Source organism: Paenibacillus ihbetae, assembly GCF_002741055.1.
Classification (GTDB): domain Bacteria; phylum Bacillota; class Bacilli; order Paenibacillales; family Paenibacillaceae; genus Paenibacillus_AQ; species Paenibacillus_AQ ihbetae.
The window spans coordinates 2,991,546-3,014,756 of sequence record NZ_CP016809.1 but is presented as its reverse complement, the minus strand read 5'-3'; the positions used below and the strand labels follow the sequence as shown (position 1 = coordinate 3,014,756).

Below are 23,211 nucleotides of genomic sequence, written 5' to 3'. Positions count from 1 at the left end.
CTCATCCCCTTAATCGGCTTGTTGTTTTTTCCGAATATAGGTGGATAGTATCATAAATACGAGCAAATATCCCGCCAAAATGAGGATGTGATCCCAGCCCGGCGCCTCGCCGCGCGTAATGGCCCATGCCCCGCCGCCGAAATGGTAGGAAGGCATCCACTTGCCGACCGCTTGCATGAAGCTTGGCATGGCTTCGATCGGAAACCACATGCCGCCGGTTACGGCCAGCGCCAGATAAATGCCGTTGCTGACGCCGCTGGCGGTGTCGACGCGCTTCATGGCCCCGATTAGCGTGCCGAGCGCCAGGAAGGGAACGGAGGCGATCAGAATCCACAATCCGCTGAACAGCCACTGCCAGAAGGAGAGCGATACGCCGTTGATAAGGTAACCGGCAGTGAAAATGACAACGATACAGAGCAGGTGCATGATCGCCTGCACGAACATTTTGCCGAAGAAATAGACGCTGCCCGGGAGCGGCGTTACCCGCATGTAGATCGACCATCCCTGCACCCGCTCCTGAACGAGCCGGATGCCAAGCGACATAATGGCCGTGCCCATCACGCTGAAGGAGGTCATCGACATGAGATAATGAGCCTGCCACTGCCCGGCCTCGGCTGCGCCGGTATCCACGATACGGGTGAAGATGAAATAAAACAAGATCGGCATGGCCAAAGACCAGAATATATAGTACGGATTGCGGATCATCCGCAGCAGCTCCATCCGGCATTGAATCGCAACCAGCTTCAAATTTTTCATGTTAACCCGCCTCCCCTTGACTCATCGTTAACTGATCGAATGCTTCATCCAGACTGCCCTGATCGATCCGGATATCGCGAACGGCGAGACCGGCCCGGAACAGTGCCGCAAGGGCGGTGTCCGTGTTGTTCGTGACGGCGATGAGCCGCCCGTCTTGCTCGTAGACATCCGTTATGCCCGGCACCTCGTGAAGCAGCCGGATCACCTGGTGGCCGTCCGCATCCGCGATGAAGGAAACCGTGCGCCGGGTAAGCTTGGATTTGATCGCTTCGGGCGTACCGTCCGCCGCGACCTGGCCCTCGTGAAAGAGGACGATGCGGTCGGCTATATCGTCAGCCTCCTGCAGATAATGCGTGGTGAACAAAATGGTCTTGCCTTGGGCCTGGAGGCCCCGGACCGTCTGCCAGAACAGCCGGCGGGCGGATGTATCGAGACCTACCGTCGGCTCGTCGAAGAACAGCAGCTCGGGGTTGCCGGCAATAGCCAGCGCAAAGCTGAGCTTGCGCTTCTGGCCGCCGGACATTTTCACCGCCCATTTGCCAAGTTCCTCCGGAGTGAGCCCGCTGAGCGCTGCGATTTCCCCGAGCGTCATCGGATTCGGGTAATAGCTGCGGATCAGATTGATGATCTCCCGCGTCCGCAGGCCGTCCATGACGCTCACCTCTTGGAGCATGGCCCCGATCTTTTCCCGCACTTTGAGATCCTTCGGGCTCTGGCCGAAGAGAAGGACCTCGCCTTCGCTTGCGTCCTTGAGGCCCAGCATCATGGAGATTGCGGTCGATTTGCCCGCGCCGTTAGGCCCAAGAATGGCCGTAATGGATCCTCGCTCAATCTTTAAGGAGACCCGGTTGACGGCTTTCTTGCTTCCGAACGTTTTCGTTACCTGCTTCAGCTCGGCAACCGGCTCGCCGCTTAGCTGTTGTTTCATAGGTTACGCACCCCCGCTTTCGTTATCGTGATCATGATTCCATGATATCGGGAGCGGGAGAGGCCCGTTAGTAAAGGATGTCACCGGTTTGAAATGACTTTTGTCATGTCCCGAGCACCTTGGGGAAGCCGACTTTGTACGGCCTATAAGGGATTTCTATCCCCTTGTCTTCTCTTGACCGCAGGGGTGCCTTCAATTATAGTGGGTACAGTAGGAGCAATCTATAAATTATAGAAGGAAAAAGGTGGCTTGTAACATGTCTGAGAAGATCTACGTCGGTGTCGACCTGGGCGGAACGGCAATCAAAGTCGGAATATGCGACGAGGAAGGGCATCTTCTGCAAAAGTTTGAGGGGCCTACGGAAACAGCAAAGGGCGTTGACACGGTAATTGACAACATTGAAAAATATGTGCGTCACATTGTGGAGGAATCGCCATACACCTGGGATCAGCTGGCCGGAGTGGGAGCCGGATTCGCAGGCTTCACGAACATTCGCGAAGGCATCATTATTCTGGCACCGAATGTAGGATTCAAGGATGTACCGATTCGCGCCATTTTGGAGGAGCGTCTTGGCAAGCCGATCAAAATAGACAACGATGCGAATGTAGCGGCGCTTGGAGAAGCATGGAGCGGCGCGGGCCGCGGGATTGATAACTGCGTATGCTATACCCTGGGAACCGGCGTAGGCGGCGGCATCATCATCAACGGCAAAATTTATCAAGGCTTCGGGGGAATGGCCGGCGAGCTGGGCCATATTTCGGTTGTTCCTGATCTGGAAGCCATCCAATGCGGCTGCGGGAAAATGGGCTGCCTGGAGACCGTATCCTCCGCAACCGGCATCATTCGTATGGCGAAGGACGCCGTGGAGCGCGGAGACCGCACCTCCCTGTCGCTCGTGCAGAACATCGCGGCCAAGGAAGTGTTCGACGCGGCGAAGGCGGGCGACGAAGTGGCGATCCGCATCGTAAATCGCGCAGCGTATTACCTGGGCAAATCGATGGCTGCCGTTTCGGCCGTCCTGAACCCGGAAGCTTATATTATCGGCGGCGGCGTGTCCAAAGCCGGCGACATTCTGTTCGATGAAGTGAAGGCGGTATTCGCGAAGCTGACACCGGAGCCGCTGCAGCGCGGCGTGCGCATCGTGCCGGCCGAGCTTGGAAACGATGCCGGCGTCGTCGGCGCTGCCGGACTTCACCTGCGCTCGTAGTGAATTCATCATTCGATTTTAACTTATAAGGGAGGGAAAGCTGATGCTGGAAGCAGCCGAACGAGGCAGCAACACATCATCGATGGCCACCCTGATCATCATAACCGGGATGTCGGGAGCAGGTAAAACATTGGCCGTGCAAAGTCTGGAGGATCTAGGGTTCTTCTGCGTGGATAACCTGCCCCCGGTGCTCATCCCGAAATTCGCGGAACTGATCGATCAGTCCAAGGGCAAGATCGGCAAGGTTGCGCTGGTCATCGACCTGCGCGGGCGTGAATTCTTCACCGCCTTGTCGGAATCGCTCAATTACATCAAGGATCACTTCACGATACATTGTGAAATTCTGTTCCTCGATGCAACTGATTCCGTACTCGTTCAGCGTTATAAGGAGACCCGTCGCCGCCATCCGCTCGCTCCGGAAGGCATGCCGCTTGACGGGATCCGGCTGGAGCGGAAAATGCTCGAAGAGCTGAAAAACTCGGCAACCCAAGTGATTGATACGAGCAATATGAAGCCGCTCAAGTTAAAGGAGAAAATCATCTCGCGCTTCACGCATCTGGAGAGCAGCGTTCTCTCGGTCAACATTACATCGTTCGGGTTTAAATACGGCATTCCGATTGACGCGGACCTGGTCTTCGACGTCCGGTTCCTGCCGAACCCCCATTACGTCGAGCAGCTCCGCCCGAACACGGGACAGGACAGCGATGTATATGAATATGTAATGAAATGGCCGGAAACCCAGGCTTTTCTGACAAAGCTGCTGGATATGCTGCATTTCTTGATCCCCCAGTACCGCAAGGAAGGCAAGAGCCAGGTCATCATCGGCATCGGCTGCACCGGCGGCAAGCATCGCTCGGTAGCGATTGCGGAGTACCTCGGCAAGATGCTGGGCGTAAGCGAGACGGAGTCCGTATCGGTTAGTCACCGGGATTCCGAGCGGGATCGGCATTAATTAAGGGAAGTGATAGATGTGGCTGTGCAAGCTAGAAAGCGCCCCCGCATTGTCGTAATGGGCGGAGGCACCGGGCTGTCCGTTATGCTTCGGGGCCTTAAGGAAAAACCGCTCGATATAACGGCCATTGTCACGGTCGCAGATGACGGAGGAAGCTCCGGCATTTTGCGAAGCGAGCTGCAGATGCCTCCCCCCGGAGACATCCGCAATGTGCTTACGGCGCTAGCCGACGTGGAGCCGCTGCTATCGGATATACTGAAATACCGTTTCAAGTCAGGGTCGGGACTGGCCGGCCACAGCCTCGGCAATCTGATCCTGGCTGCCATGACGGATTTGCACGGAGATTTTGTCACGGCAGTCAAGGAGATGAGCCGGGTTTTTGTTGTTCGCGGGCAGGTGCTGCCTGCAGCCGGCGAAGCCGTCATCCTGCACGCGGAGATGGAGGATGGCACCATCGTCACCGGTGAATCCAAAATTCCGGAGGCCGGAGGCCGCATCAAACGGATCTTCCTGGAGCCGGAGCATGTCGAGCCGCTGCCTGAGGCGCTGGAAGCGATTCAGCAGGCGGATGCGATATTGATCGGTCCGGGGAGCTTATATACAAGTATTTTGCCAAATCTGCTCGTTCCGAAGCTGTCTGAAGCGATCGTCTCCTCGGAGGCGATTAAAATCTTTGTCTGCAATGTTATGACGCAGCCCGGCGAGACGGATAATTATACGGTAAGCGATCATCTCCAGGCGGTGTATGACCATATTGGTCTTCACCTGTTCGATTATGTTATTGTTAATGATGGAGAGATTCCGCCTCAGGTTCAGGATAAGTATGCCCAGAAGGGTGCCAAGCCCGTCTATTTGGACCGTGATGAGGTGACCAGCCGTGGATATAAACTCATTGCGGATAAGCTTGTGCTATTTCGAACGTACTTGCGGCATGATGCCGACAAGCTGAGCAACCATATTTTCCAGCTGGTGCAAGACTGGATTTCACGAAAGGGGTGAGTACCTTGTCCTTTGCGGCACAAACGAAGAAGGAACTAACGATGGTCGAAAGCCAAAACTGCTGCGAGAAAGCCGAGCTGTCCGCGTTGATCCGGATGAACGGTTCTGTTCAGCTGTCCAACAAAAAGGTGATTTTGGATATTTCGACGGAAAATGCCGCGATTGCAAGGCGTATTTATTCCTTAATTAAGAAGCATTTCCAGGCGCATACCGAGCTTTTGGTGCGTAAAAAAATGCGTTTGAAGAAGAATAACGTATATATCGTCCGGATTCCTGCCCAGGTCCAGGAAATTTTGAAGGAGCTTCGAATCGTGTCCGAGGGCTTTCTGTTTCAGTCCCGGATCGATGAGAAGATCATCCGGAAAAATTGCTGCAAACGGGCTTATCTCCGCGGCGCCTTCATGGCGGGCGGATCGGTCAACAATCCGGAGGGTTCTTCGTATCACCTCGAGATTGCTTCGATGTATGAGGAGCACTGTCAGTCCCTCGTTGAGCTTGCTAACCAGTTTCGCCTGAATGCGCGCTGCATCGAACGCAAGAAGGGCTTTATCTTCTACATTAAGGAAGGCGAGAAGATCATTGAGTTCCTCAATCTGATCGGCGCTCATCAAGCGCTGTTTAAATTCGAGGATGTCCGCATTATGCGCGACATGCGGAACTCGGTGAATCGGATCGTGAACTGCGAGACCGCCAATCTCAACAAAACGATCGGTGCCGCTGTTCGTCAGATCGAGAACATCAAGCTGCTTCAGAAGGAAGTGGGACTTGAGAATTTGCCGGATAAACTGCGGGAGGTCGCCGAAATCCGGCTGGCTCATCCCGATATGAACCTCAAAGAAGTCGGGGAACTCCTTAAGGGGACCGTCAGCAAGTCGGGCGTCAACCACCGTCTGCGCAAGATCGATGAAATGGCCGAAAAGATCCGCAATACCTGACATTTTTTCTTCTAGTGTCCTGTATGCTAAAATGGTATAATATTATAAAATGTCAAGACGCTTTCAATACCGCAGATTTATAAGATAGGGGGTAATTTTCATGACAAAGCACCCGGTAGTCGTTCGGTTGAAGACGGGGCTCCATGCTAGACCGGCCGCGCTGTTCGTTCAGGAAGCGAATAAATACTCATCTGAAATTTTTGTTGAGAAAGATGATAAAAAAGTAAATGCCAAAAGTATCATGGGAATTATGAGCCTTGCAATCAGCTCGGGTACGGAAGTGCATATTAGCGCTGAAGGAGCCGATGCTGAGCAAGCGGTTACTTCTCTGGTTAATCTTGTGAGCAAAGAGGAACTCGAGAACCAATAAGCCATCCATGTTTAAGAAAAGTCTTGTGTTTGCAAGGCTTTTTTTAATATATGGGCGCGATCCCCATACCCGTGTATGCATCAAGCTGAACATGAGTTACATATGACTTTACAGAAAAGGGGAAGCGATTCCGCCTTTTTTTGTTTTTTGCGCCGGAAAGCTGTTGTTTAACTTCAGTTTAACTTGCTGTTTTATTCTTTCCTTACACAGTAGATAATCCGGACGGGGAAGGGAAGAGAAAACAATGAGTGTACTGGAAAAAACAGCAGCGGATCATCAGGCGTCGCCAGACGAGAAGCGAAAGGCGGGCTCCCAGGCTTTCTTCCGCCTGCTGAAAGAGACCAAGCCGCCGATGGCCCTGCTCGTGGGCGCCATTCTGCTTAATATCGTTTCGACGCTGGTCGGGCTGGTCATTCCGATGTTTACGAAAAACCTGGTGGATGGCTTCTCCTTAACGGATATGAACCGGAGCCATATCATAGGGCTTGGCATCGCGTTTATCATACAGACGATTGCCGCAGGCATCTCGATCTATTTGCTGAGCTATACGGGACAGAAGATGGTGGCCGCCCTGCGGGACCGGCTGTGAAGAAGCTGCTGGTGCTGCCGGTAAGCTATTACGACCATAACCGGTCGGGGGAAACGGTCAGCCGGATGACGAATGATACCAGCGTCATTAAGGGCCTGATCTCCGATCATGCGGCCGGCTTCGCCAGCGGAATCGTGTCGATCGTCGGATCCATCGGGGTGCTGTTGTATCTGAACTGGAAAATGACGCTGACCATGTTCGTTGTAATACCGGTTGCGGCGCTAATCCTCGTTCCACTGGGACGCAAAATGTATAAAATATCGCTGGGAATGCAGGATGAAACCGCATCGTTTACGGCAAATATCAGCCAGGTGCTGTCCGAGATCCGCCTGGTCAAGGCCTCCAATGCGGAGAATCGGGAGTACGCTAACGGCAGCAGAGGCATTAGGAATCTGTTGAGATTCGGCATTAAGGAAGGCATCGTATCCGCCTGGATCGCGCCGCTGATGTCCTTTGTGCTGATGATGCTGCTCGTCGTCGTCATCGGCTACGGCGGATTGCAGGTGTCGACCGGGGCGCTGACGGCAGGCGAGCTCGTGGCGTTCATTCTATACCTGATTCAGATCGTGATGCCGATGACGCAGCTGACAACGTTCTTCACCCAGCTTCAGAAGGCAAAGGGGGCCACCGAGCGAATCCTGGAGACGCTTGATGCCGAGGAAGAGGCATTCGAGGACGGAATGGACGTGATCGATGCGAATCAGCCGGTATCCATTGAGCAGCTGACCTTCGGTTACAAGCCGGATGAGCCGGTGCTGAGGAATGTCAGCTTCCGAATGGAGCCGGGGACGGTTACGGCCGTCGTCGGGCCGAGCGGAGGCGGGAAAACGACGCTGTTCTCCATGCTGGAGCGATTCTACCTGCCGCAGGAGGGACAGATCAAGCTTGGGCCGGACCCGATTCACGCATTTGCTCTGCGGTCCTGGCGCGGATTGATCGGTTACGTCTCGCAGGAAAGCCCGATGATTGCCGGTACGATCCGGGAGAATCTTTGTTACGGGACGGAGCGGGTCATCAGCGATGCGGAAATCCGGAGGGCGGCTGAAATGGCTTATGCGGACGGGTTTATCGATGAGCTCCCTAACGGCTTCGATACCGATGTAGGCGAGCGGGGCATTAAGCTCTCGGGCGGACAGCGGCAGCGGATCGCGATTGCAAGGGCGCTGCTGCGGGATCCGAAAATTTTGATGCTGGACGAGGCTACATCGAGTCTGGACAGCCGCTCCGAGATCGAAGTCCAGAAGGCGCTGAAGAACCTGATGGCCGGCCGGACGACGATTATCATCGCTCACCGGCTGTCGACGGTGGTGGGCGCGGACCAGATCATATTCATCGAGAAAGGGGCCGTTACCGGAAAGGGCACCCATGAGGAAATGGTACGGGAGCATGCGATGTACAGGGAATTTGCAGCCCAGCAGTTACAGATGAACGAAAGTCTGGAGGCATAGGGAGCCGGCCGGGCCGGGGATAATGCTTGGGAAAGAAAGGGATGGACATGGCAAACATATTGGTCGTCGATGATGATCCGAATATTCGGGAACTGGTGAAGGTGTTTCTGGAGGAGGCGGGCATGGACGTCCTGGAAGCGCAGGATGGACTGGCGGCACTGAGCGTTATGGAACAGAGCCCCGTTGATCTGGTCGTGATGGATATCATGATGCCGAATATGGACGGCTGGGAGCTGTGCCGGGAGATTCGCCGGCATGACGGCATTCCGGTGCTGATGCTGACTGCCAAAGGGGAAACCAGGCAGATTGTGAAGGGCTTCGAGCTCGGTACCGATGACTATCTGGTGAAGCCCTTTGAGCCGGCTGAGCTGGTAGTTCGGGTGAAGGCGCTGCTGAAGCGGTATCAGGTGGCCGCCTCGCAGACGGTCACCGCCGGCAAGCTGCAGATGAACCGCCGCACCTATGAAGTGAAGACGGATAAGGAGACATTCACGCTGCCGCTGAAGGAATTCGAGCTGCTGTTCAAGCTGGCCAGTTATCCGGGCAGCACACTGCCCCGGGACCGGCTGATCGAGGATATTTGGGGCTACGATTTCGAGGGGAACGAACGGACGCTCGACGTCCATGTAAACCGGCTGCGGGAGCGGTTCCCCGAGGCGAAATACCGGTTCCGCATACGCACCGTGCGCGGGCTCGGCTACCGGCTGGAGGGGTGTGAGGACTAATGCGCAAGACCAGCAATTGGGCATGGAAAATCTTGAGGGAGATCCTGCAGATCATTGCCCTCTTCGCCGTGCTGGCCGTCTCCTGGACAGCGGCGACTTATTTGACCAAGGCCGTGTATGCAAAGACAGGTGCGCCGTCATCGGCTTATGTGACGCAGATCATCGACTTGTTTCTTGGCGTCGTGATATTCTTCTTATGCATGATGCTGCTCGGATTAATGTTCAAGCATAAGCAGATGGCCGTCTTGAATGCGATGACGGATGCGATGCGCCGCATCTCCCAAGGCGACTTTAACGTCAAGATGGAGGAGCATAAGCTGCCCGGCGAATTTAAAATGATCGCGAACGGCATTAACGATATGGCCGAGGGGCTTGGGCGGATGGAGACGATGCGTCAGGATTTCATCTCGAACGTATCGCATGAAATCCAGTCGCCGCTGACGTCCATTCGCGGCTTTGCGCGGGCGCTGCGCAACCCCCGGCTGACGGAGGAGCGAAGGAACCATTACCTCGAGATCATTGAAGGAGAGAGCAGGCGTTTGTCCCAGCTGAGCGACAATCTACTGAAGCTGTCCTCGCTGGAAGGGGACCGGACCGTATTTGAGATGCAGCCCTACCGACTAGATGGGCAGCTCCGCGCGTTGGTGCTTGCAAGCGAGCCGCAATGGCTGGCGAAGCGGATTCAGGTGGATCTCGAGCTGGCGGAGGTGCAGATCCGGGCGTCGGAGGATTTAATGAGTCAAGTCTGGATGAATCTGCTGCACAACAGCATCAAATTCACCCCGGAGGGCGGCGTGATCACGATCGAGCTGAAGGCAGACCGGGAAGCGGCCGTTGTTACGATTACCGACACGGGAATCGGGATGTCGGAAGCCGATCAGCTGCGCATCTTCGAACGGTTCTACAAGGCGGATAAATCGCGCAATCGCTCGGCCGGTGGGAGCGGACTCGGGCTGTCGATCGTGAAACGGATCGTCGACATCCACCAAGGGACCGTGACCGTCCGGTCCAGGCCCGGAGAAGGCTCCGCCTTTACCGTGAGCGTGCCGCTTGCCCCTCCTACAGAATGAGCGGCGGACGCAACAAGGCTCACCAGCCATCACGAGATGTCCGGTGAGCCTTGTCATTGTTTGTTGGGTTTGTAAGTGGGAACCTTAGGCCAAGACGCGGCGGCTGTCACTTGGGTTACAGCCGTTCAACGTCACAGCACTTTCTCCAGGAAGCTGATCGTCCGCTCGTTCCTCGGATTGCCGAATACCTCAGCGGGCGGTCCTTCCTCCACGATGTAGCCGCCGTCCATAAAGATGACCCGGTCGGATACCTCGCGGGCAAAGCCCATTTCATGCGTGACGATCATCATCGTCATCCCTTCGCGCGCCAGATCCTTCATGACGCCGAGCACCTCGCCGACCATCTCCGGATCGAGTGCCGAGGTCGGCTCATCGAACAGCATGATGTCGGGGTTCATGGCAAGCGCCCGTGCAATCGCGACCCGCTGCTTTTGCCCGCCGGAGAGCTGGCTCGGGAATGCCTCCGCCTTATCGGAGAGCCCTACCTGTTGCAGCAGCCGCAGGGCCGTAGCTCGCGCTTCCTCCTTCGTTTGCTTGCCGAGCTCGACCGGGGCAAACATAATGTTCTTCAGCACGTTGAAGTGGGGGAACAGATTGAAGTGCTGGAACACCATGCCGATATTTTCCCGAACCTTATTAATGTCGGTCTTCGGGTCGTTGATGTCCCGGTCATCGACGATAACCTTGCCGGCCGTAATTTCCTCCAGCCGGTTGATGCAGCGGAGGAAGGTGCTCTTCCCTGAGCCCGATGGCCCGATCACGCAGACGACCTCGCCTTCCTGTACCTGCATGTCGATGCCCTTCAGCACCTCGTTCGAGCCATAGCTCTTCTTCAGTCCTTCTACACGGATTTTACCCAACTCGAACCCTCCTTTCCAGACGGTTCGCAATCTTCGTCAGAATGGTGATAACAATCAGATACATGATCGCTACGACCAGCCAGATATCAAACGATGCGAACGTTCTTGCAATGACGATTTTACCCGATTGGGTCAGCTCGACCAAACCGATGACCGAGAGAATGGACGTATCCTTCAGCGTAATGACGAGCTGGTTGATAAACGTCGGTATCATGATTTTGACGGCCTGCGGGATGATGATCTTCATCATGGCTTTGCGATACGGCAAGCCAAGCGAGCGGGCTGCTTCCAGCTGACCGGGATCGATGGACTGGATGCCGCCGCGGATAATTTCCGTCACATAAGCCCCGGCATTGAGGCTCAAAGTCAGAACGGCCGCCACCAGCGGGGACATCGTGAATCCGAGAGCCTGCGGAATGCCGAAATAGATGAAGAAGGCAAGCACCAGCAGCGGGATGCCGCGGAAGACGTCAACAAAGACGGTCGCAATGCCCCGAAGCCATTTGTTGCGGCCAACCTTCATGAAGCCGAAGATCAGGCCGATGAAGAAGGCGAAGAACAGCGATACGAACGTGAGCAGCAGCGTTTTGCCGAGGCCTGTGAGCAATGCCGGCATCGACTCGGCAATTAATCCGAGACGGCTTTGGTTAGCCGGTCCGGCCGCGTTCTCGCCGATGTACGTTTCGAGAATGCGGTTATATTCGCCGTTTGCCTTCAGATTAGCCAGCCCGGCGTTGAATTTCTCCATAAGCTCCTGGTTCTGGCCCTTCTGAACGGCAAAGCCGTAGGATGCCCCTGGTTCTTTGTCGGTAACGAGCTTCAGCCCGTTATTTTGCTTGACGCCGTAAGCCAGCACCGGATAATCGTCAAAGCAGGCCACGGAATTTCCGGTTTTGACATCTTCGTACATCTGGGCCGAATCGTCGAACGGCACGATCGTGAAGCCGTATTTCGAAGCGATGGATTCGGCGAAGCTGTAGCCCTCCGTGCCGGTTTTGACCGCCACTTTCTTGCCTCTTAAATCCTCGTAGCTTTGAATACCCTCTTGGTCCTTACGGACCGCCATCACGACACCGGAATCGAAATAGGGATCAGAGAAATCGAATTTCTGTTTCCGTTCCTCCGTGATGCTCATGCCGGCGATGACGCCGTCCACCTGACCGGATTCCAATGCCTGAACGGCTGCGTTGAAGCCGAGCGGCCTGATCTCGTATTTGAAGTTCTGATCCTTGGCGATCGCTTTCATTAAATCCATGTCGATGCCGACAAACTCGCCGCTCGGATCCTGGAATTCAAACGGAGCGAACGTGACGTCCGTACCGATCAGATAGGTTTTGCCTGGTGCCGGCTGCTCGGACTGGCCTTGTGCCGACACCGGTATGCCCGTGGTTGCAGCGAGCAGCAGGACCAAGGCAAGTACTACACCCCTTATTAATCTCATAATGACCTCCTCAAGTTGAAACAACATATTAAGTTAGTTACCCACTTACCATAATACATTAACATCCTGCTGCCTATTTCGTCCTCTATTATATTTTATTTGTCATAGTGCCCTGCAACCACTGGCATTTCCTGGATCCGGAATCCGGGCAATGATGGATCAAAAAAAGTTATGCAACCGCTTAAACGGGATGCAACATTTACCAATCCGTTTGCGTTAGAGAGGTAAGGCAAGCATCAGAAGCGGGCCAATATTAAAGGAGGTTGACCACACATGAGAAGATGGGTCAAACAGGTAGGTTCCATTATGATTGCAGGTGCTCTGCTGACAGGCGGTACGGCTTGGGCCGGATTCGGCGGCGCGACGGAAGCCTATGCGGCCGAGGCGGTGCAGCAAAATATCGTGACGGTGCTCGGCAAGGGCGAGATATCCGTGAAGCCGGATATCGTATATTTGTCCATTGGGGCAGAGTCGTATGCGGAGACGGCTAAATCGGCGCAGAAGGCTAACGCGCAAAAAATGGATAAGGTTATCAAGGTGCTGAAAGAGACCTGGAAGATCGACGACAAAGATATTAAAACCGAACAGTTCTATGTGCAGCCAAATTACTCTTATACGGAAAAAGAAGGCCGCAAGGTGCAAAACTACTCCGCTTATCATTCCCTTGAAGTAACGCTGCGCGATCTGAACAAGGTGGGCGAAGTGCTGGATGCAGCGGCTGAAGCCGGGGCCAATTCGATCGGCAATGCCCGCTTCTCCGTGGACAATCCGGATACATTCGAGGCTCAAGTGATCGATAAGGCAATGGCGAATGCCGATCTGAAGGCCCAGGCGATCGCGAAGGCTTCCAAACGTCAGCTCGGCGTCGTTGTTAATGTAACCGAAGGCTCGGTGAACAACAACGTTGTGTACGGCATGTATGACAAGATGTCGATGGAAACGGCTTCGATGGCCGACGGTGGCGCTGCGACATCCGTGAAGCCGGGCGAGATCAAAATCACGACCCAGCTGTACGTGCAGTATGAGCTGAAATAATCCCCTTTATGAGGAACCGGCAAGAGAAGAGACCGTTCACCGCTTGGCAATGCGGGGGCGGTTTTTTTGTATTTGGCAATCCTATGCCTTGGACGGTTCGATCCTCCACGCGATCCAGAATCCGGTGAAATATCCGGGGCTTCCCCTGTCGAATTAGTAAGAAAAGTGTTGTGTACAAAGGGAAAACAAGGTATAGTGAATATGCGAAAAACGTAAGCCGCCAGTACGCGGCGTGAACATCGAAATATGAAGCAAACGGTAAAGCCATACCCATGGATATGGCTTTTTTTTCTTAAAGAGACTTTAAAGCATCGTCCCTCAAGAAACGGATCCCCCTTCAGGCACAGGCTGGAACACGGGCGGAATTACCGTTTCTTCTTAATGGAAATGGAATTGTAGGTTCGGTCAAATCAATAGCCCTGTGCCGAAAGGCCGCATTTTGAACAAGGAGTTGGTGCATGTGATTGAACTTGTCCAGATCGAGAAGCATTTCCAAGGACAAGCGGTCGTGCATCCGCTGTCGCTCTCTATTAAAGAAGGGGAATTCCTGACTTTGCTGGGCCCCAGCGGCTGCGGCAAAACGACGATTCTCCGGATGATAGCAGGATTTGAACAGCCGACAGGGGGCCAGGTATGGCTGGCGGGTCAGAACGTGACAGAGGTGCCTGCGAATAAGAGGGATCTCAATCTCGTATTCCAGCATTACGCCCTGTTCCCGCATATGACGGTGGAGGACAATATCGCCTTCGGGTTAAAAATGAAAAAGCTGCCGCGCCAGCTCATCAAGGAGCGCGTGGAGGAGGCGGCCGCGATGACGCAGCTGACCGCTCTGCGGGAACGATTCCCGCACCAGCTTTCCGGCGGACAGCAGCAGCGGGTGGCGATTGCCCGCGCGATTGCGAACAAGCCTAAAGTGCTGCTGCTTGATGAGCCGCTCGGCGCGCTGGATCTGCAGCTGCGCAAAAGCCTGCAATCGGAGCTGAAGCATCTGCAGCGGACGCTCGGCATTACCTTCGTCTATGTAACGCATGACCAGGAAGAAGCGATGATGCTCTCGGATCGGATCGTCATCATGAACCAAGGGAAGGTCGAGCAGATCGGGACGCCGCGCGACGTGTATGCGAAGCCGCAAACGCTCTTCGCAGCCACATTTATCGGGGAGAACAATGTATTCTCTTCGCCGGAGGGCCTGTTCTCTGTCCGTCCCGAGAAGCTGGTTCCGCAGCGCGGTGCGGCCGGCAGGAAGACAGGCGTCATTGAAGACGTCCAGTTCCTTGGCAGCGTGCATAAGTTGCTTGTCCAGCTGGACGACGAGCCGATGAAGGTGACGATTGCGCTCGATATTACGGAGGAGCATCCTTGGAAGATCGGCGAGAGGGTCGGGGTGAATTGGAACGACAAGGATGAGGTGATGATCGGGCCATGAGGAAATCGAAATTCCTGCTGACCCCGGTGCTCCTGTGGATGTCCCTGTTCCTGATCATCCCGATGCTGATTGTGATCGGCATTTCCTTCCTGTCGCGGGACGCCCAAGGCAATCTGGTGTTCGAGCTCAGCATGGAAGGCTACAAGACCTTTTTCGATCCGTTATATCTTGGCATCTATTGGGATACCTTGGTGCTGTCGCTGCTAACAACCATCATCTGTCTGCTGGTCAGTTATCCGCTTGCCTATTATATTGCGGGTGCATCCCCGCGAATCCAGACTTGGGGTCTGATCCTCATTACGATTCCGTTCTGGATTAATTTCTTGATTCGAACCTATGCCTGGGTGCTGCTGCTTCGAACCCAGGGCGTGGTCAACAGCCTGCTGATGTGGCTCGGCTGGATTGATGAGCCGATTCAGATGCTGTACACCTACGGCGCCGTGCTGCTCGGCATGGTGTATAACTTCATCCCGTTCATGGTGCTGCCGATCTATGTAGCGCTGGAGCAGATGGACAAGCGCCTTCTGGATGCAGCCAGCGATCTCGGCGCGTCCAAATGGAAGGCATTTCGGCATATTACGCTGCCGCAGAGCAAATCCGGCATCATGACCGGATCGGTGCTGGTCTATGTATCGACCTCGGGCATGTTCGTCGTCACGGACATCCTGGGCGGAGCCAAGTCCTCCATGATCAGCAACATCATCCAGTCGCAGTTCCTTGGAGCCCGCAACTGGCCGTTCGGCGCTGCGTTGTCGGTCATTTTCGTGGCAACGTCCCTGGTGCTCATTCTGCTGTTTAACCGGGCGATGCAGGCCCGCCATCAACGTGTAGGGGAGGGGAGATAAGTGAAGAAGAAGCGTCAGCCTTTGCTTTCGATTCACGCCTTCCTGATGATGGCGTTTATCTACGTGCCGATCCTGATCATCATCATTTATTCCTTCAACGATACGCGGTTGAGCGGGAACTGGGAAGGCTTCACCTTCGAGTGGTATATCTCGCTCTTCGACAACCGAAACGTGATGGAAGCCTTGATGAACAGTCTGACCGTTGCGGTGGTGTCCACGATCATCTCGACAATGCTGGGAACGGCGGCGGCCCTCGGGCTCCGGAATTTGGGACGCCGGGGCCGCAGCGGCATGAACGGTCTCCTGTACTTGCCGGTTATCATTCCGGATATAATCATGGGACTGTCGCTGCTCGTGCTGTTCAGTCAATTAAATATTCCGCTTGGCAAGACGACGGTGATGATCGCCCACATCACCTTCAGCATATCCTATGTCTATGTAGTGGTGAGCGCCCGGTTGTCGGGCATGGGCAAGCAATTGGATGAAGCGGCCCAAGATCTGGGCGCTACGCCTTGGCAGGCATTCCGGCATGTGACGCTGCCGCAGATCGCACCGGGCATTATCTCCGGGGCCTTGATCGCGTTTACGCTGTCGCTTGACGATTTCATGGTCAGCTTCTTCGTTGCGGGACCAAGCTCGACTACGCTGCCAATCTACATTTATGCCCAGGTGAAACGCGGAATATCGCCTGAGATTAACGCGTTATGTACGAAACTGATTCTGGTGAGCATCACGCTCATTCTGCTCGCCCAATATATTCTTAACCGCGGCAGCGGGGATAAGAAACATAAAACGCTGCCGATCTAAAGCAAACGTTCCATTTCTTTTTTTGAGAAGGATCCGATACATCCGCCATGGATACGAAAGAGAGGAGATAGGGAATTGAAAAGATCAAGATGGACCCGCCTGCTTGCTGCAGGGCTGGTCGCCGTATTGTCCGCAAGCCTTCTGGCTGCGTGCGGCTCGAGCAAGGAGACGCTTCACATTTACAGCTGGGCTGACAACTTCGATCCTGAGGTACTGGAGGATTTCGAGAAGAAGTTTAACGTGAAGGTCACGTATGACAACTATGCGAACAATGAAGATCTGCTGGCGAAGATTAAGGCCGGCGGCAGCGGCTACGACCTGATTCAGCCGTCCGATTACATGGTCAAGACCATGATTGAAGGGGATCTGCTGGAGCCGCTCGACATGAACAATATCCCGAACTTTGTCAACATTTCGGAGACGTTCAAGAACCCTTCTTTTGACCCGGGGAACAAGTACTCCATCGTCTACACGTCCGGTGTGACGGGGATTGCCTACAACAAGAAGTACGTGAAGGATGAGATCAACAGCTGGGAAGATTTGTGGAATCCGGAATACAAGGGTAAAGTGCTGCTTCTGGACGACAACCGTGAAATGATCGGCATGGCGCTGAAGAAGCAAGGGAAATCCAACAGCACGACGGACGAAGCCGAGATTAACGCTGCGGCCCTGGACCTCAAGACGCTGCTGCCGAACGTCCTTGCCTTCGACACGGATAACATCAAGCAGAAGATGATTCAAGAGGAAGGCTGGATTGCAACGGTATGGTCCGGTGACGCTGCATTCATCGCGGAAGAAAATCCGGATGTGGCGTATGTGGTGCCGGAGGAGGGCGCAACGATCTTCTCGGATAACTATGCAATTCCGAAGGGCGCGAAGAACAAGGAGCTGGCGGAGAAGTTTATCAATTTCATGCTGGAACCAGAAGTCAGCGCGAAGAACTACGAATATATCGGATACAGCAACCCGAATACGAAAGCGATGGAATTCCACAGCGAGGACTATCGCAGCAACACCATGATCAACTTGACCGACGAGGAGCTGGGCCGCACGGAATGGCTCGACAACGTCGGAGAGGCGCTCCAGATCTATGATCGCTTGTGGACCGAGCTGAAGAGCGGACGATAGAGAATTGGTGCTTTAGTACCCTTTTTATAAGCCTTGCCCTTAGGGGCAGGGCTTTTTCTATTGCAATGGGGATCATGACGGAGGAGCAGCGGTCTATAAGATTTACACAGGATCCCGATTGTTTGAGAACCCTATGAAGTGGTAAGACACTATAGAGAGCTGCGGTTTGCAGATCGATCGGGTGAAGAAAGCAGCCCGTTCGTAGAGCTTGGCCGTACATGGGGATATAAGACTATAAGCTCATATTTTTCATGTAGTTCCTGCAGCATGGAATCAAAATTGTCATTCACTTGTTACCAAACGGGGGGCCGAATTTTTTATAATGAATGAGGGTAATAAACAACTAATGGAAACTTAAATTGGAAAAGGTGGAACTTATATGAATACCAAATTTCGTGTATGCGCATCAATTATTGCAACCGGCGTCCTGCTCGGAAGTCTTGGCTTGAACGGACAGGTCATCGATGCAAGCCCCTCGAAACCCTCTGTTTCCGCCAGCCACAACGTAGCGAAGAAGAATGAAGTGACATTGAAGTGGAACGGCAAGGCCCTGTCCCAGAAGGGAGTTCTTCTGCACGGAGTTACATACGTACCGGCAACCGTACTCCGGGATGCGGCGGGCTTGCCTCTGAAATATGATTCGAAGAACCGTACGTATACGCTGAACGCCGGCTATCATCAGCTAAGCGCCGTTGTGTACGACTCGAAGGAAATCGGCTTGTCGGTGAACGGATTATACGCCGGAGAGCCTGGGGGCCAGATCATCAACGGACGGCTCTATCTGCCGTTCAAGACGGTCAGCGAATACTTGGGGATCCAGGGACAATGGAGTCCGTCCTCGAAGACGCTAAGCTTGACCAAGCAGCAGGCTGATCTAACGATCAAATCGGAAACGCTGAGGAAGACGATCCTTGGCGTGGAAGCTGTCGTGAATTATCCGGTTGTCAGCGGCCTGGGTAACGAAGAAGCTCAAAGCCAAATCAACAGCGTATTGAAAAAGCATGCCGAGGGCGTGATCGCCCGGGCAGAGGAAAGCATCAAGGAGCTTCCCCCGGGTGGAGATAGCTTCCCTTACGCATTCGAGGGCAATTTTGTGGTCCACTACAACAAGGACGGCCTGCTGAGCGTGACGGCGCATGAATATTCCTATCTTGGCGGCGCGCACGGCATGACCTTCAAGAACAGCTTTACATTCTCCCTGAAGGACGGGAAGCAGCTGAAGCTTGGCGATTTCATTGACCTGAAGGGCAAGAAGAAGAAGCTCGACAACCGCGTCCTGAGCGAGTTGAAGAAGGGCGGAGGCTACCTTGGCGGATTCCAAGGAGTTCCGGGAGATGCGGAATTCTACTTGAAGGATAACGCCGTCGTCCTGTACTTCCAGCTCTATGAATACACGGCATATGCCTATGGCTTCCCTGAATTTGAATTGAAGCTGAAGGAATGGAAATAAGGATGTGAACCGCAGGTTTTGAAACCATGGGATAACTGAATCCTAGGGGACACGGGGCCTGTGATCGTTTGATACGCTGTGATGTAAAGATGCAACAATGTGCCGGAATACAAACAGAAATCCCTTGGATGGCAGCCTGAGGTTTAACTTCAGGCATCGCGACCAAGGGATTTTTGTATGCGTAGGGCATGGCGGCGGGTTCTGCATCACAGTTGGGTATAGCTAATGAGACGGATATGGGCTTCACATGCTCATGAACCAATTAGGAATCCATCCTGATGCGATCCGATAGAATCTCATGTTGCTTGTTCGGGAGCCCTCCGTCTGAAGCGGGAATGTCCAATTCCGTAACCAATAAGACCGGCTCCCCAACCAACGACCGCATGGATAAGCGGATAAACCGTCTCCTCCGAGTGACCGGTGTAGTGGACGAGCCCGTAAAGGGGGACGGCGTAGAGAAGGACGAATGGAACGAGAATGACGTAGAGCTTCAGCAAGTAGCCGACGACCATGAAGAACACGCCGACGAGCCAATAAGCCGAGAACCAGCGGGGGTAGTAAATCTGATTGGTATACCCCATCACAAAACCGGAGAACAGAAGCAGAAGGACAAGAACAATGGAGGCAATTCCATGAATTGCATGCGGATCGGCGCCGGAGACGGCACGCTCCAGGTTCATGATCAGAAACGGAAGATGGACAAGCACGAGCATGAAAACAAAGGATATTTTAGAGCCGATCATAAGGACCTCCCTGTATGTAGGAATCAACAATGCAATTATACCAGGAATAACCAGTGGGGTTGGTCACTATGTTCTATACAGACATAAGAAAAAAGGCATGCACCTTTACGTGTGCATGCCTTTTGCATGTATTGCTTCTTACAGTCCTTGCGAAGGCGTCTTCTCCAACACCTGGTCGACGAGGCCATAAGCTTTGGCTTCTTCGGCTGTCATGAAGTAGTCGCGGTCGGTATCCTTCTCGATTCGTTCCAGCGGTTGGCCGGTGCGCTCGGCAAGAATACGGTTAAGCTTGTCGCGCATCTTCAGAATGCGGCGTGCCCGGATTTCGATATCCGTTGCTTGACCTTGTGCGCCGCCAAGCGGCTGGTGAATCATGATTTCGCTGTTCGGCAGCGCGTAGCGCTTGCCCTTAGCGCCTGCATTCAGCAGGAATGCACCCATGGAGGCGGCCATGCCGACACAGATGGTCGAGACGTCCGGCTTGATGAATTGCATCGTATCGAATATTGCCATGCCCGCGGTGATCGAACCGCCAGGGCTATTGATGTAAAGGTGAATATCCTTCTCCGGATCCTCTGCCGACAAGAACAGCATTTGGGCAATGATGGAATTGGCGACCACGTCATTGACGTCGGAGCCGAGGAAGATTATGCGGTCTTTCAGCAATCTGGAATAGATGTCGTATGCCCGCTCGCCGCGGTTGCTTTGTTCAACGACCATAGGTATAAAACTCACGTGAAAAACCTCCTCATTAAGTGCATCACTAATAAATACTGTTACCGTATTACCCACATGATAAACAATTTTAATCAAAAAGTCAAAGATAGTCAAACTATTGGGTAAAAAAAAGAGCCGTCATGGGCACTTTCGGGTAAGTCTTATATGAGAAAATTCAAAGATGGCGCGCCCGCGAGGAATCGAACCTCGATCTCAGGCTCCGGAGGCCTACGTCATATCCATTGGACCACGGGCGCATATAAAAATCAGCAACGAAGATGATTATACCCTATCTAATTGAAAAACACAAGAGCGGATAAAACATTGTTTTGATATATAGAGAGGTTTCGATTTGGCCATAATGTATAAGAATGATGGTTGCAGAGAAATATACGTTCGGACACTTGCAACCTGCATCATTATTGGTTAGAATAGGGGTGGGACTTAAAAAGTTATCCCGGGACATTTTACGTCCAACCAATAGAAGAGCCGAGACGAAAGTTTGCAGGAGTGGAATGCATGCGTAACCTATTAGAAATACAAGAGCAGCTTCTGCCCGATTTGATGGACACCTTTAAACGAAGGTACACGATTCTCCATCAGATCAAGCTGTCCGGGCTGGTCGGCCGACGAACGCTGGCGTCATCCCTGTCGATGACGGAACGGGTTCTGCGGGCTGAAACCGATCTTCTGAAAGCACAGGGACTGATCGAGATTGAGACGCTCGGCATGCGGATCAGCCATGCGGGCCTGTGTCTGCTTGAAGAACTGGAGCCGCTCATGAAGGAATTGTTCGGGCTGGTCGAGCTTGAGGAGAAGATCAAGAAGGCCTACGGACTCCGCAAGGTTGTCGTCATTCCCGGTGACAGTGAATCCTCTCCGGAAGTGAAGCGCGAGCTCGGGCGTGCCGGAGCAAGAACACTGCTAAGCTTCGTCGAGAACGGCGATACGATCGCCGTCACGGGTGGATCCACGCTCGCCGAAGTCGCGGAGCAGATGTCACCGTTGACAGCAGGGCCTTTGAAAGGCACCTGGTTTGTGCCCGCACGCGGCGGTCTCGGAGAGAGCATGGAAATCCAGGCCAACACGATTGCTTCCAAGATGGCGAAGCGCGTGGGAGCCGAATATCGGTTGCTGCACGTCCCTGACCTCCTGAGCGAGGATGCCTATCAATCTCTAGTGCAGGATCTGCACATCCAGGAGATTGTGGATGTCATCCGACGTTCCCGGATCATCATCCACGGGATCGGTGACGCGATGGAAATGGCCAGAAGACGCAAGCTGGACGAGGAATCGATCCGCAGCCTCCAGCAGGATGGGGCGATTGCCGAATCCTTCGGATATTACTTCAGCAAGGAAGGCGCGGTTGTCCACAAGATGCTGACTCTCGGGCTCCGGCTGGAAGACATCATGCAGACGGAGACGATCATCGGTATTGCCGGCGGCCGAAGCAAAGCCAAAGCGATTCATGCCGTGCTGAAATTCGGGCACGAGGATATCCTCGTTACGGATGAGGCGGCGGCGCTGGAGGTGGAGAAGGAGATCGATGCGGCGGCATCGTAGCCTTACGGTCCAGGCAGCATGGCAGCATACAGGAGCAAGGCCTCGTTATTCTTTATCCCGTTGTCTTGATCGGCTTAACGGCCGGTCTTGAATATATTAATTTTACAAATATGGAGGGAACTACTCATGGTTAAAGTAGGTATTAACGGTTTTGGACGTATTGGACGCAACGTGTTCCGTGCTGCGCTGAATAACAGCGAAGTAGAAATCGTTGCAATCAACGATTTGACGGACGTAAGCACGCTGGCTCACCTTTTGAAATATGACACGACTCACGGAAGACTGAATGCAACCGTTGAAGCTAAAGAAGGCGCACTGGTTGTAAACGGCCGTGAAATCAAAGTATTTGCTGAGCGCAACCCTGAAGCATTGCCTTGGGCTGAGCACGGCGTAGAAATCGTTGTTGAGTCCACGGGGATCTTCACAGCGAAAGAGAAAGCTTCCGCTCACCTGAAAGGCGGCGCTAAGAAAGTTATTATCTCCGCTCCAGCTACGGACGAGGATATCACCATCGTTATGGGCGTTAACGAAGAGAAATACGATGCTGCTAACCACACCATCATCTCCAACGCTTCTTGCACAACCAACTGCTTGGCTCCATTCGCTAAAGTTCTCGACGAGAAGTTCGGCATCGTGAAAGGTATGATGACTACCGTTCACTCCTACACGAATGACCAGCAAGTGCTTGACCTTCCGCACAAAGATCTGCGTCGTGCTCGTGCAGCTGCAGAGAACATCATTCCTTCCACAACGGGTGCTGCTAAAGCGGTTAGCCTGGTTCTGCCGCAATTGAAAGGCAAGCTGAACGGTATGGCAATGCGCGTACCTACGAAGAACGTTTCCGTAACGGACCTCGTTGTTGAGCTGTCCAAGAACGTAACGCAAGAAGAAGTTAACGCAGCGCTGAAAGCAGCTGCTGAGGGCCCATTGAAAGGCATCCTGAACTACTCCGACGAGCCGCTCGTATCCAGCGACTACAATGGCGATCCTGCTTCTTCCACAATCGACGCGCTCTCCACAATGGTTGTTGGCGACAACATGGTTAAAGTTGTTTCCTGGTATGACAACGAGTGGGGCTATTCCAACCGTGTCGTTGACCTCGCTGCTTACATCGCAAGCAAAGGTCTGTAATTGATCCAGCCCATCAATCGAAGAGGAGTTCCGTTTACGGGCCTCCTCTTTGGTTCATGGTTTTACCTGTTTTCATGCCAGAGTAC

Annotated in this window: 21 protein-coding genes, 1 tRNA gene and 1 pseudogene; 16 read left to right on the top strand and 7 right to left on the bottom strand. The window is 53.7% G+C overall.

All coding sequences use genetic code 11. The annotated features are described in order from the left end of the window. Positions 1–9: 9 nt before the first annotated feature. Both BBD41_RS13415 and BBD41_RS13410 read right to left on the bottom strand, forming a co-directional pair. A complete protein-coding gene (locus BBD41_RS13415) occupies positions 10–756 on the bottom strand; it encodes an ABC transporter permease (RefSeq protein ID WP_099477891.1) in 747 nt (248 codons plus the stop codon). A gap of 1 nt (position 757) precedes the next feature. Further along, positions 758–1,684 (bottom strand): ABC transporter ATP-binding protein, encoded by a 927-nt coding sequence (locus BBD41_RS13410; protein ID WP_099477890.1) that lies wholly within the window; start codon positions 1,682–1,684, stop codon positions 758–760. A gap of 256 nt (positions 1,685–1,940) precedes the next feature. Here BBD41_RS13410 and BBD41_RS13405 point away from each other — a divergent pair, with 256 nt between their 5' ends. From BBD41_RS13405 to BBD41_RS13370, 8 genes and pseudogenes are all read left to right on the top strand, one after another. Beyond that, positions 1,941–2,891, top strand: coding sequence for an ROK family glucokinase (locus BBD41_RS13405; RefSeq protein WP_077570530.1), 951 nt, complete (start codon positions 1,941–1,943; stop codon positions 2,889–2,891). Between the two features lie 43 nt (positions 2,892–2,934). Next, a complete protein-coding gene (rapZ, locus tag BBD41_RS13400) occupies positions 2,935–3,843 on the top strand; it encodes an RNase adapter RapZ (RefSeq protein WP_077570528.1) in 909 nt (302 codons plus the stop codon). A gap of 57 nt (positions 3,844–3,900) precedes the next feature. Then, entirely contained in the window at positions 3,901–4,842 is a 942-nt protein-coding gene (locus BBD41_RS13395; RefSeq protein ID WP_189636196.1) for a gluconeogenesis factor YvcK family protein, read from the top strand. Positions 4,843–4,847: 5 nt separating this feature from the next. Continuing rightward, entirely contained in the window at positions 4,848–5,777 is a 930-nt protein-coding gene (gene whiA, locus BBD41_RS13390) for a DNA-binding protein WhiA (protein WP_028406089.1), read from the top strand. A gap of 100 nt (positions 5,778–5,877) precedes the next feature. Continuing rightward, positions 5,878–6,147: an HPr family phosphocarrier protein gene (locus BBD41_RS13385; protein ID WP_007133000.1), complete on the top strand. Its 270-nt coding sequence runs from the start codon at positions 5,878–5,880 to the stop codon at positions 6,145–6,147. 244 nt (positions 6,148–6,391) lie between these two features. Continuing rightward, positions 6,392–8,184 (top strand): annotated as a pseudogene (locus tag BBD41_RS13380) (ABC transporter ATP-binding protein). A 47-nt stretch (positions 8,185–8,231) separates the two neighbouring features. Continuing rightward, on the top strand, positions 8,232–8,909 hold the full coding sequence (locus BBD41_RS13375) for a response regulator transcription factor (RefSeq protein WP_099480612.1): 678 nt from the start codon (positions 8,232–8,234) through the stop codon (positions 8,907–8,909). Next, entirely contained in the window at positions 8,909–9,979 is a 1,071-nt protein-coding gene (locus BBD41_RS13370) for a sensor histidine kinase (protein WP_099477889.1), read from the top strand. The genes BBD41_RS13375 and BBD41_RS13370 overlap by 1 nt, the downstream gene beginning before the upstream one ends. A 131-nt stretch (positions 9,980–10,110) precedes the next feature. Here the strand turns inward: BBD41_RS13370 and BBD41_RS13365 are convergent, their stop codons facing one another. Beyond that, the gene (locus tag BBD41_RS13365) at positions 10,111–10,839 is read right to left on the bottom strand and encodes an amino acid ABC transporter ATP-binding protein (RefSeq protein ID WP_099477888.1); all 729 of its coding nucleotides are present in this window, start codon (positions 10,837–10,839) and stop codon (positions 10,111–10,113) included. Then, positions 10,832–12,280, bottom strand: coding sequence for an amino acid ABC transporter substrate-binding protein/permease (locus BBD41_RS13360; RefSeq protein WP_099477887.1), 1,449 nt, complete (start codon positions 12,278–12,280; stop codon positions 10,832–10,834). The genes BBD41_RS13365 and BBD41_RS13360 overlap by 8 nt, the downstream gene beginning before the upstream one ends. Before the next feature lie 273 nt (positions 12,281–12,553). Here BBD41_RS13360 and BBD41_RS13355 point away from each other — a divergent pair, with 273 nt between their 5' ends. The 6 genes from BBD41_RS13355 to BBD41_RS13330 all read left to right on the top strand — a co-directional run bounded on the left by BBD41_RS13355 (position 12,554) and on the right by BBD41_RS13330 (position 18,971). Next, positions 12,554–13,315, top strand: a complete 762-nt coding sequence (locus BBD41_RS13355; protein WP_099477886.1) for an SIMPL domain-containing protein — start codon at positions 12,554–12,556, stop codon at positions 13,313–13,315. Between the two features lie 454 nt (positions 13,316–13,769). Next, complete coding sequence (locus BBD41_RS13350) at positions 13,770–14,741, top strand: ABC transporter ATP-binding protein (protein ID WP_077570741.1); 972 nt, start codon at positions 13,770–13,772, stop codon at positions 14,739–14,741. Beyond that, entirely contained in the window at positions 14,738–15,586 is an 849-nt protein-coding gene (locus BBD41_RS13345) for an ABC transporter permease (RefSeq protein ID WP_007133008.1), read from the top strand. The genes BBD41_RS13350 and BBD41_RS13345 overlap by 4 nt, the downstream gene beginning before the upstream one ends. Next, a complete protein-coding gene (locus tag BBD41_RS13340; RefSeq protein ID WP_099477885.1) occupies positions 15,587–16,393 on the top strand; it encodes an ABC transporter permease in 807 nt (268 codons plus the stop codon). Between the two features lie 75 nt (positions 16,394–16,468). Beyond that, the gene (locus tag BBD41_RS13335) at positions 16,469–17,521 is read left to right on the top strand and encodes an ABC transporter substrate-binding protein (RefSeq protein ID WP_007133010.1); all 1,053 of its coding nucleotides are present in this window, start codon (positions 16,469–16,471) and stop codon (positions 17,519–17,521) included. Between the two features lie 379 nt (positions 17,522–17,900). Next, the gene (locus tag BBD41_RS13330) at positions 17,901–18,971 is read left to right on the top strand and encodes a PdaC/SigV domain-containing protein (protein ID WP_099477884.1); all 1,071 of its coding nucleotides are present in this window, start codon (positions 17,901–17,903) and stop codon (positions 18,969–18,971) included. Positions 18,972–19,267: 296 nt separating this feature from the next. Here BBD41_RS13330 and BBD41_RS13325 read toward each other — a convergent pair whose 3' ends face one another. The 3 genes from BBD41_RS13325 to BBD41_RS13315 form a co-directional block, all read right to left on the bottom strand. Next, positions 19,268–19,714, bottom strand: coding sequence for a hypothetical protein (locus tag BBD41_RS13325; protein ID WP_099477883.1), 447 nt, complete (start codon positions 19,712–19,714; stop codon positions 19,268–19,270). 138 nt (positions 19,715–19,852) lie between these two features. Further along, a complete protein-coding gene (gene clpP, locus BBD41_RS13320; protein WP_077570510.1) occupies positions 19,853–20,449 on the bottom strand; it encodes an ATP-dependent Clp endopeptidase proteolytic subunit ClpP in 597 nt (198 codons plus the stop codon). Positions 20,450–20,613: 164 nt separating this feature from the next. Further along, positions 20,614–20,688, bottom strand: a tRNA-Arg gene (locus BBD41_RS13315). Positions 20,689–20,950: 262 nt separating this feature from the next. On the opposite strand from BBD41_RS13315, the gene BBD41_RS13310 reads away from it, so the two are divergent. Next, on the top strand, positions 20,951–21,994 hold the full coding sequence (locus BBD41_RS13310; RefSeq protein WP_077570508.1) for a sugar-binding transcriptional regulator: 1,044 nt from the start codon (positions 20,951–20,953) through the stop codon (positions 21,992–21,994). A gap of 126 nt (positions 21,995–22,120) precedes the next feature. Continuing rightward, the gene (gap, locus tag BBD41_RS13305) at positions 22,121–23,125 is read left to right on the top strand and encodes a type I glyceraldehyde-3-phosphate dehydrogenase (RefSeq protein WP_099477882.1); all 1,005 of its coding nucleotides are present in this window, start codon (positions 22,121–22,123) and stop codon (positions 23,123–23,125) included. Positions 23,126–23,211: the final 86 nt, after the last annotated feature.

Coding starts and splice junctions, on each gene's coding strand:
- BBD41_RS13415 (WP_099477891.1), bottom strand. CDS start 756: ATGAAAAATTTGAAGCTGGTTGCGATTCAATGCCGGATGGAGCTGCTG.
- BBD41_RS13410 (WP_099477890.1), bottom strand. CDS start 1,684: ATGAAACAACAGCTAAGCGGCGAGCCGGTTGCCGAGCTGAAGCAGGTA.
- BBD41_RS13405 (WP_077570530.1), top strand. CDS start 1,941: ATGTCTGAGAAGATCTACGTCGGTGTCGACCTGGGCGGAACGGCAATC.
- rapZ (WP_077570528.1), top strand. CDS start 2,935: ATGCTGGAAGCAGCCGAACGAGGCAGCAACACATCATCGATGGCCACC.
- BBD41_RS13395 (WP_189636196.1), top strand. CDS start 3,901: ATGGGCGGAGGCACCGGGCTGTCCGTTATGCTTCGGGGCCTTAAGGAA.
- BBD41_RS13385 (WP_007133000.1), top strand. CDS start 5,878: ATGACAAAGCACCCGGTAGTCGTTCGGTTGAAGACGGGGCTCCATGCT.
- BBD41_RS13375 (WP_099480612.1), top strand. CDS start 8,232: ATGGCAAACATATTGGTCGTCGATGATGATCCGAATATTCGGGAACTG.
- BBD41_RS13370 (WP_099477889.1), top strand. CDS start 8,909: ATGCGCAAGACCAGCAATTGGGCATGGAAAATCTTGAGGGAGATCCTG.
- BBD41_RS13360 (WP_099477887.1), bottom strand. CDS start 12,280: ATGAGATTAATAAGGGGTGTAGTACTTGCCTTGGTCCTGCTGCTCGCT.
- BBD41_RS13355 (WP_099477886.1), top strand. CDS start 12,554: ATGAGAAGATGGGTCAAACAGGTAGGTTCCATTATGATTGCAGGTGCT.
- BBD41_RS13345 (WP_007133008.1), top strand. CDS start 14,738: ATGAGGAAATCGAAATTCCTGCTGACCCCGGTGCTCCTGTGGATGTCC.
- BBD41_RS13330 (WP_099477884.1), top strand. CDS start 17,901: ATGAATACCAAATTTCGTGTATGCGCATCAATTATTGCAACCGGCGTC.
- BBD41_RS13325 (WP_099477883.1), bottom strand. CDS start 19,714: ATGATCGGCTCTAAAATATCCTTTGTTTTCATGCTCGTGCTTGTCCAT.
- BBD41_RS13310 (WP_077570508.1), top strand. CDS start 20,951: ATGCGTAACCTATTAGAAATACAAGAGCAGCTTCTGCCCGATTTGATG.
- gap (WP_099477882.1), top strand. CDS start 22,121: ATGGTTAAAGTAGGTATTAACGGTTTTGGACGTATTGGACGCAACGTG.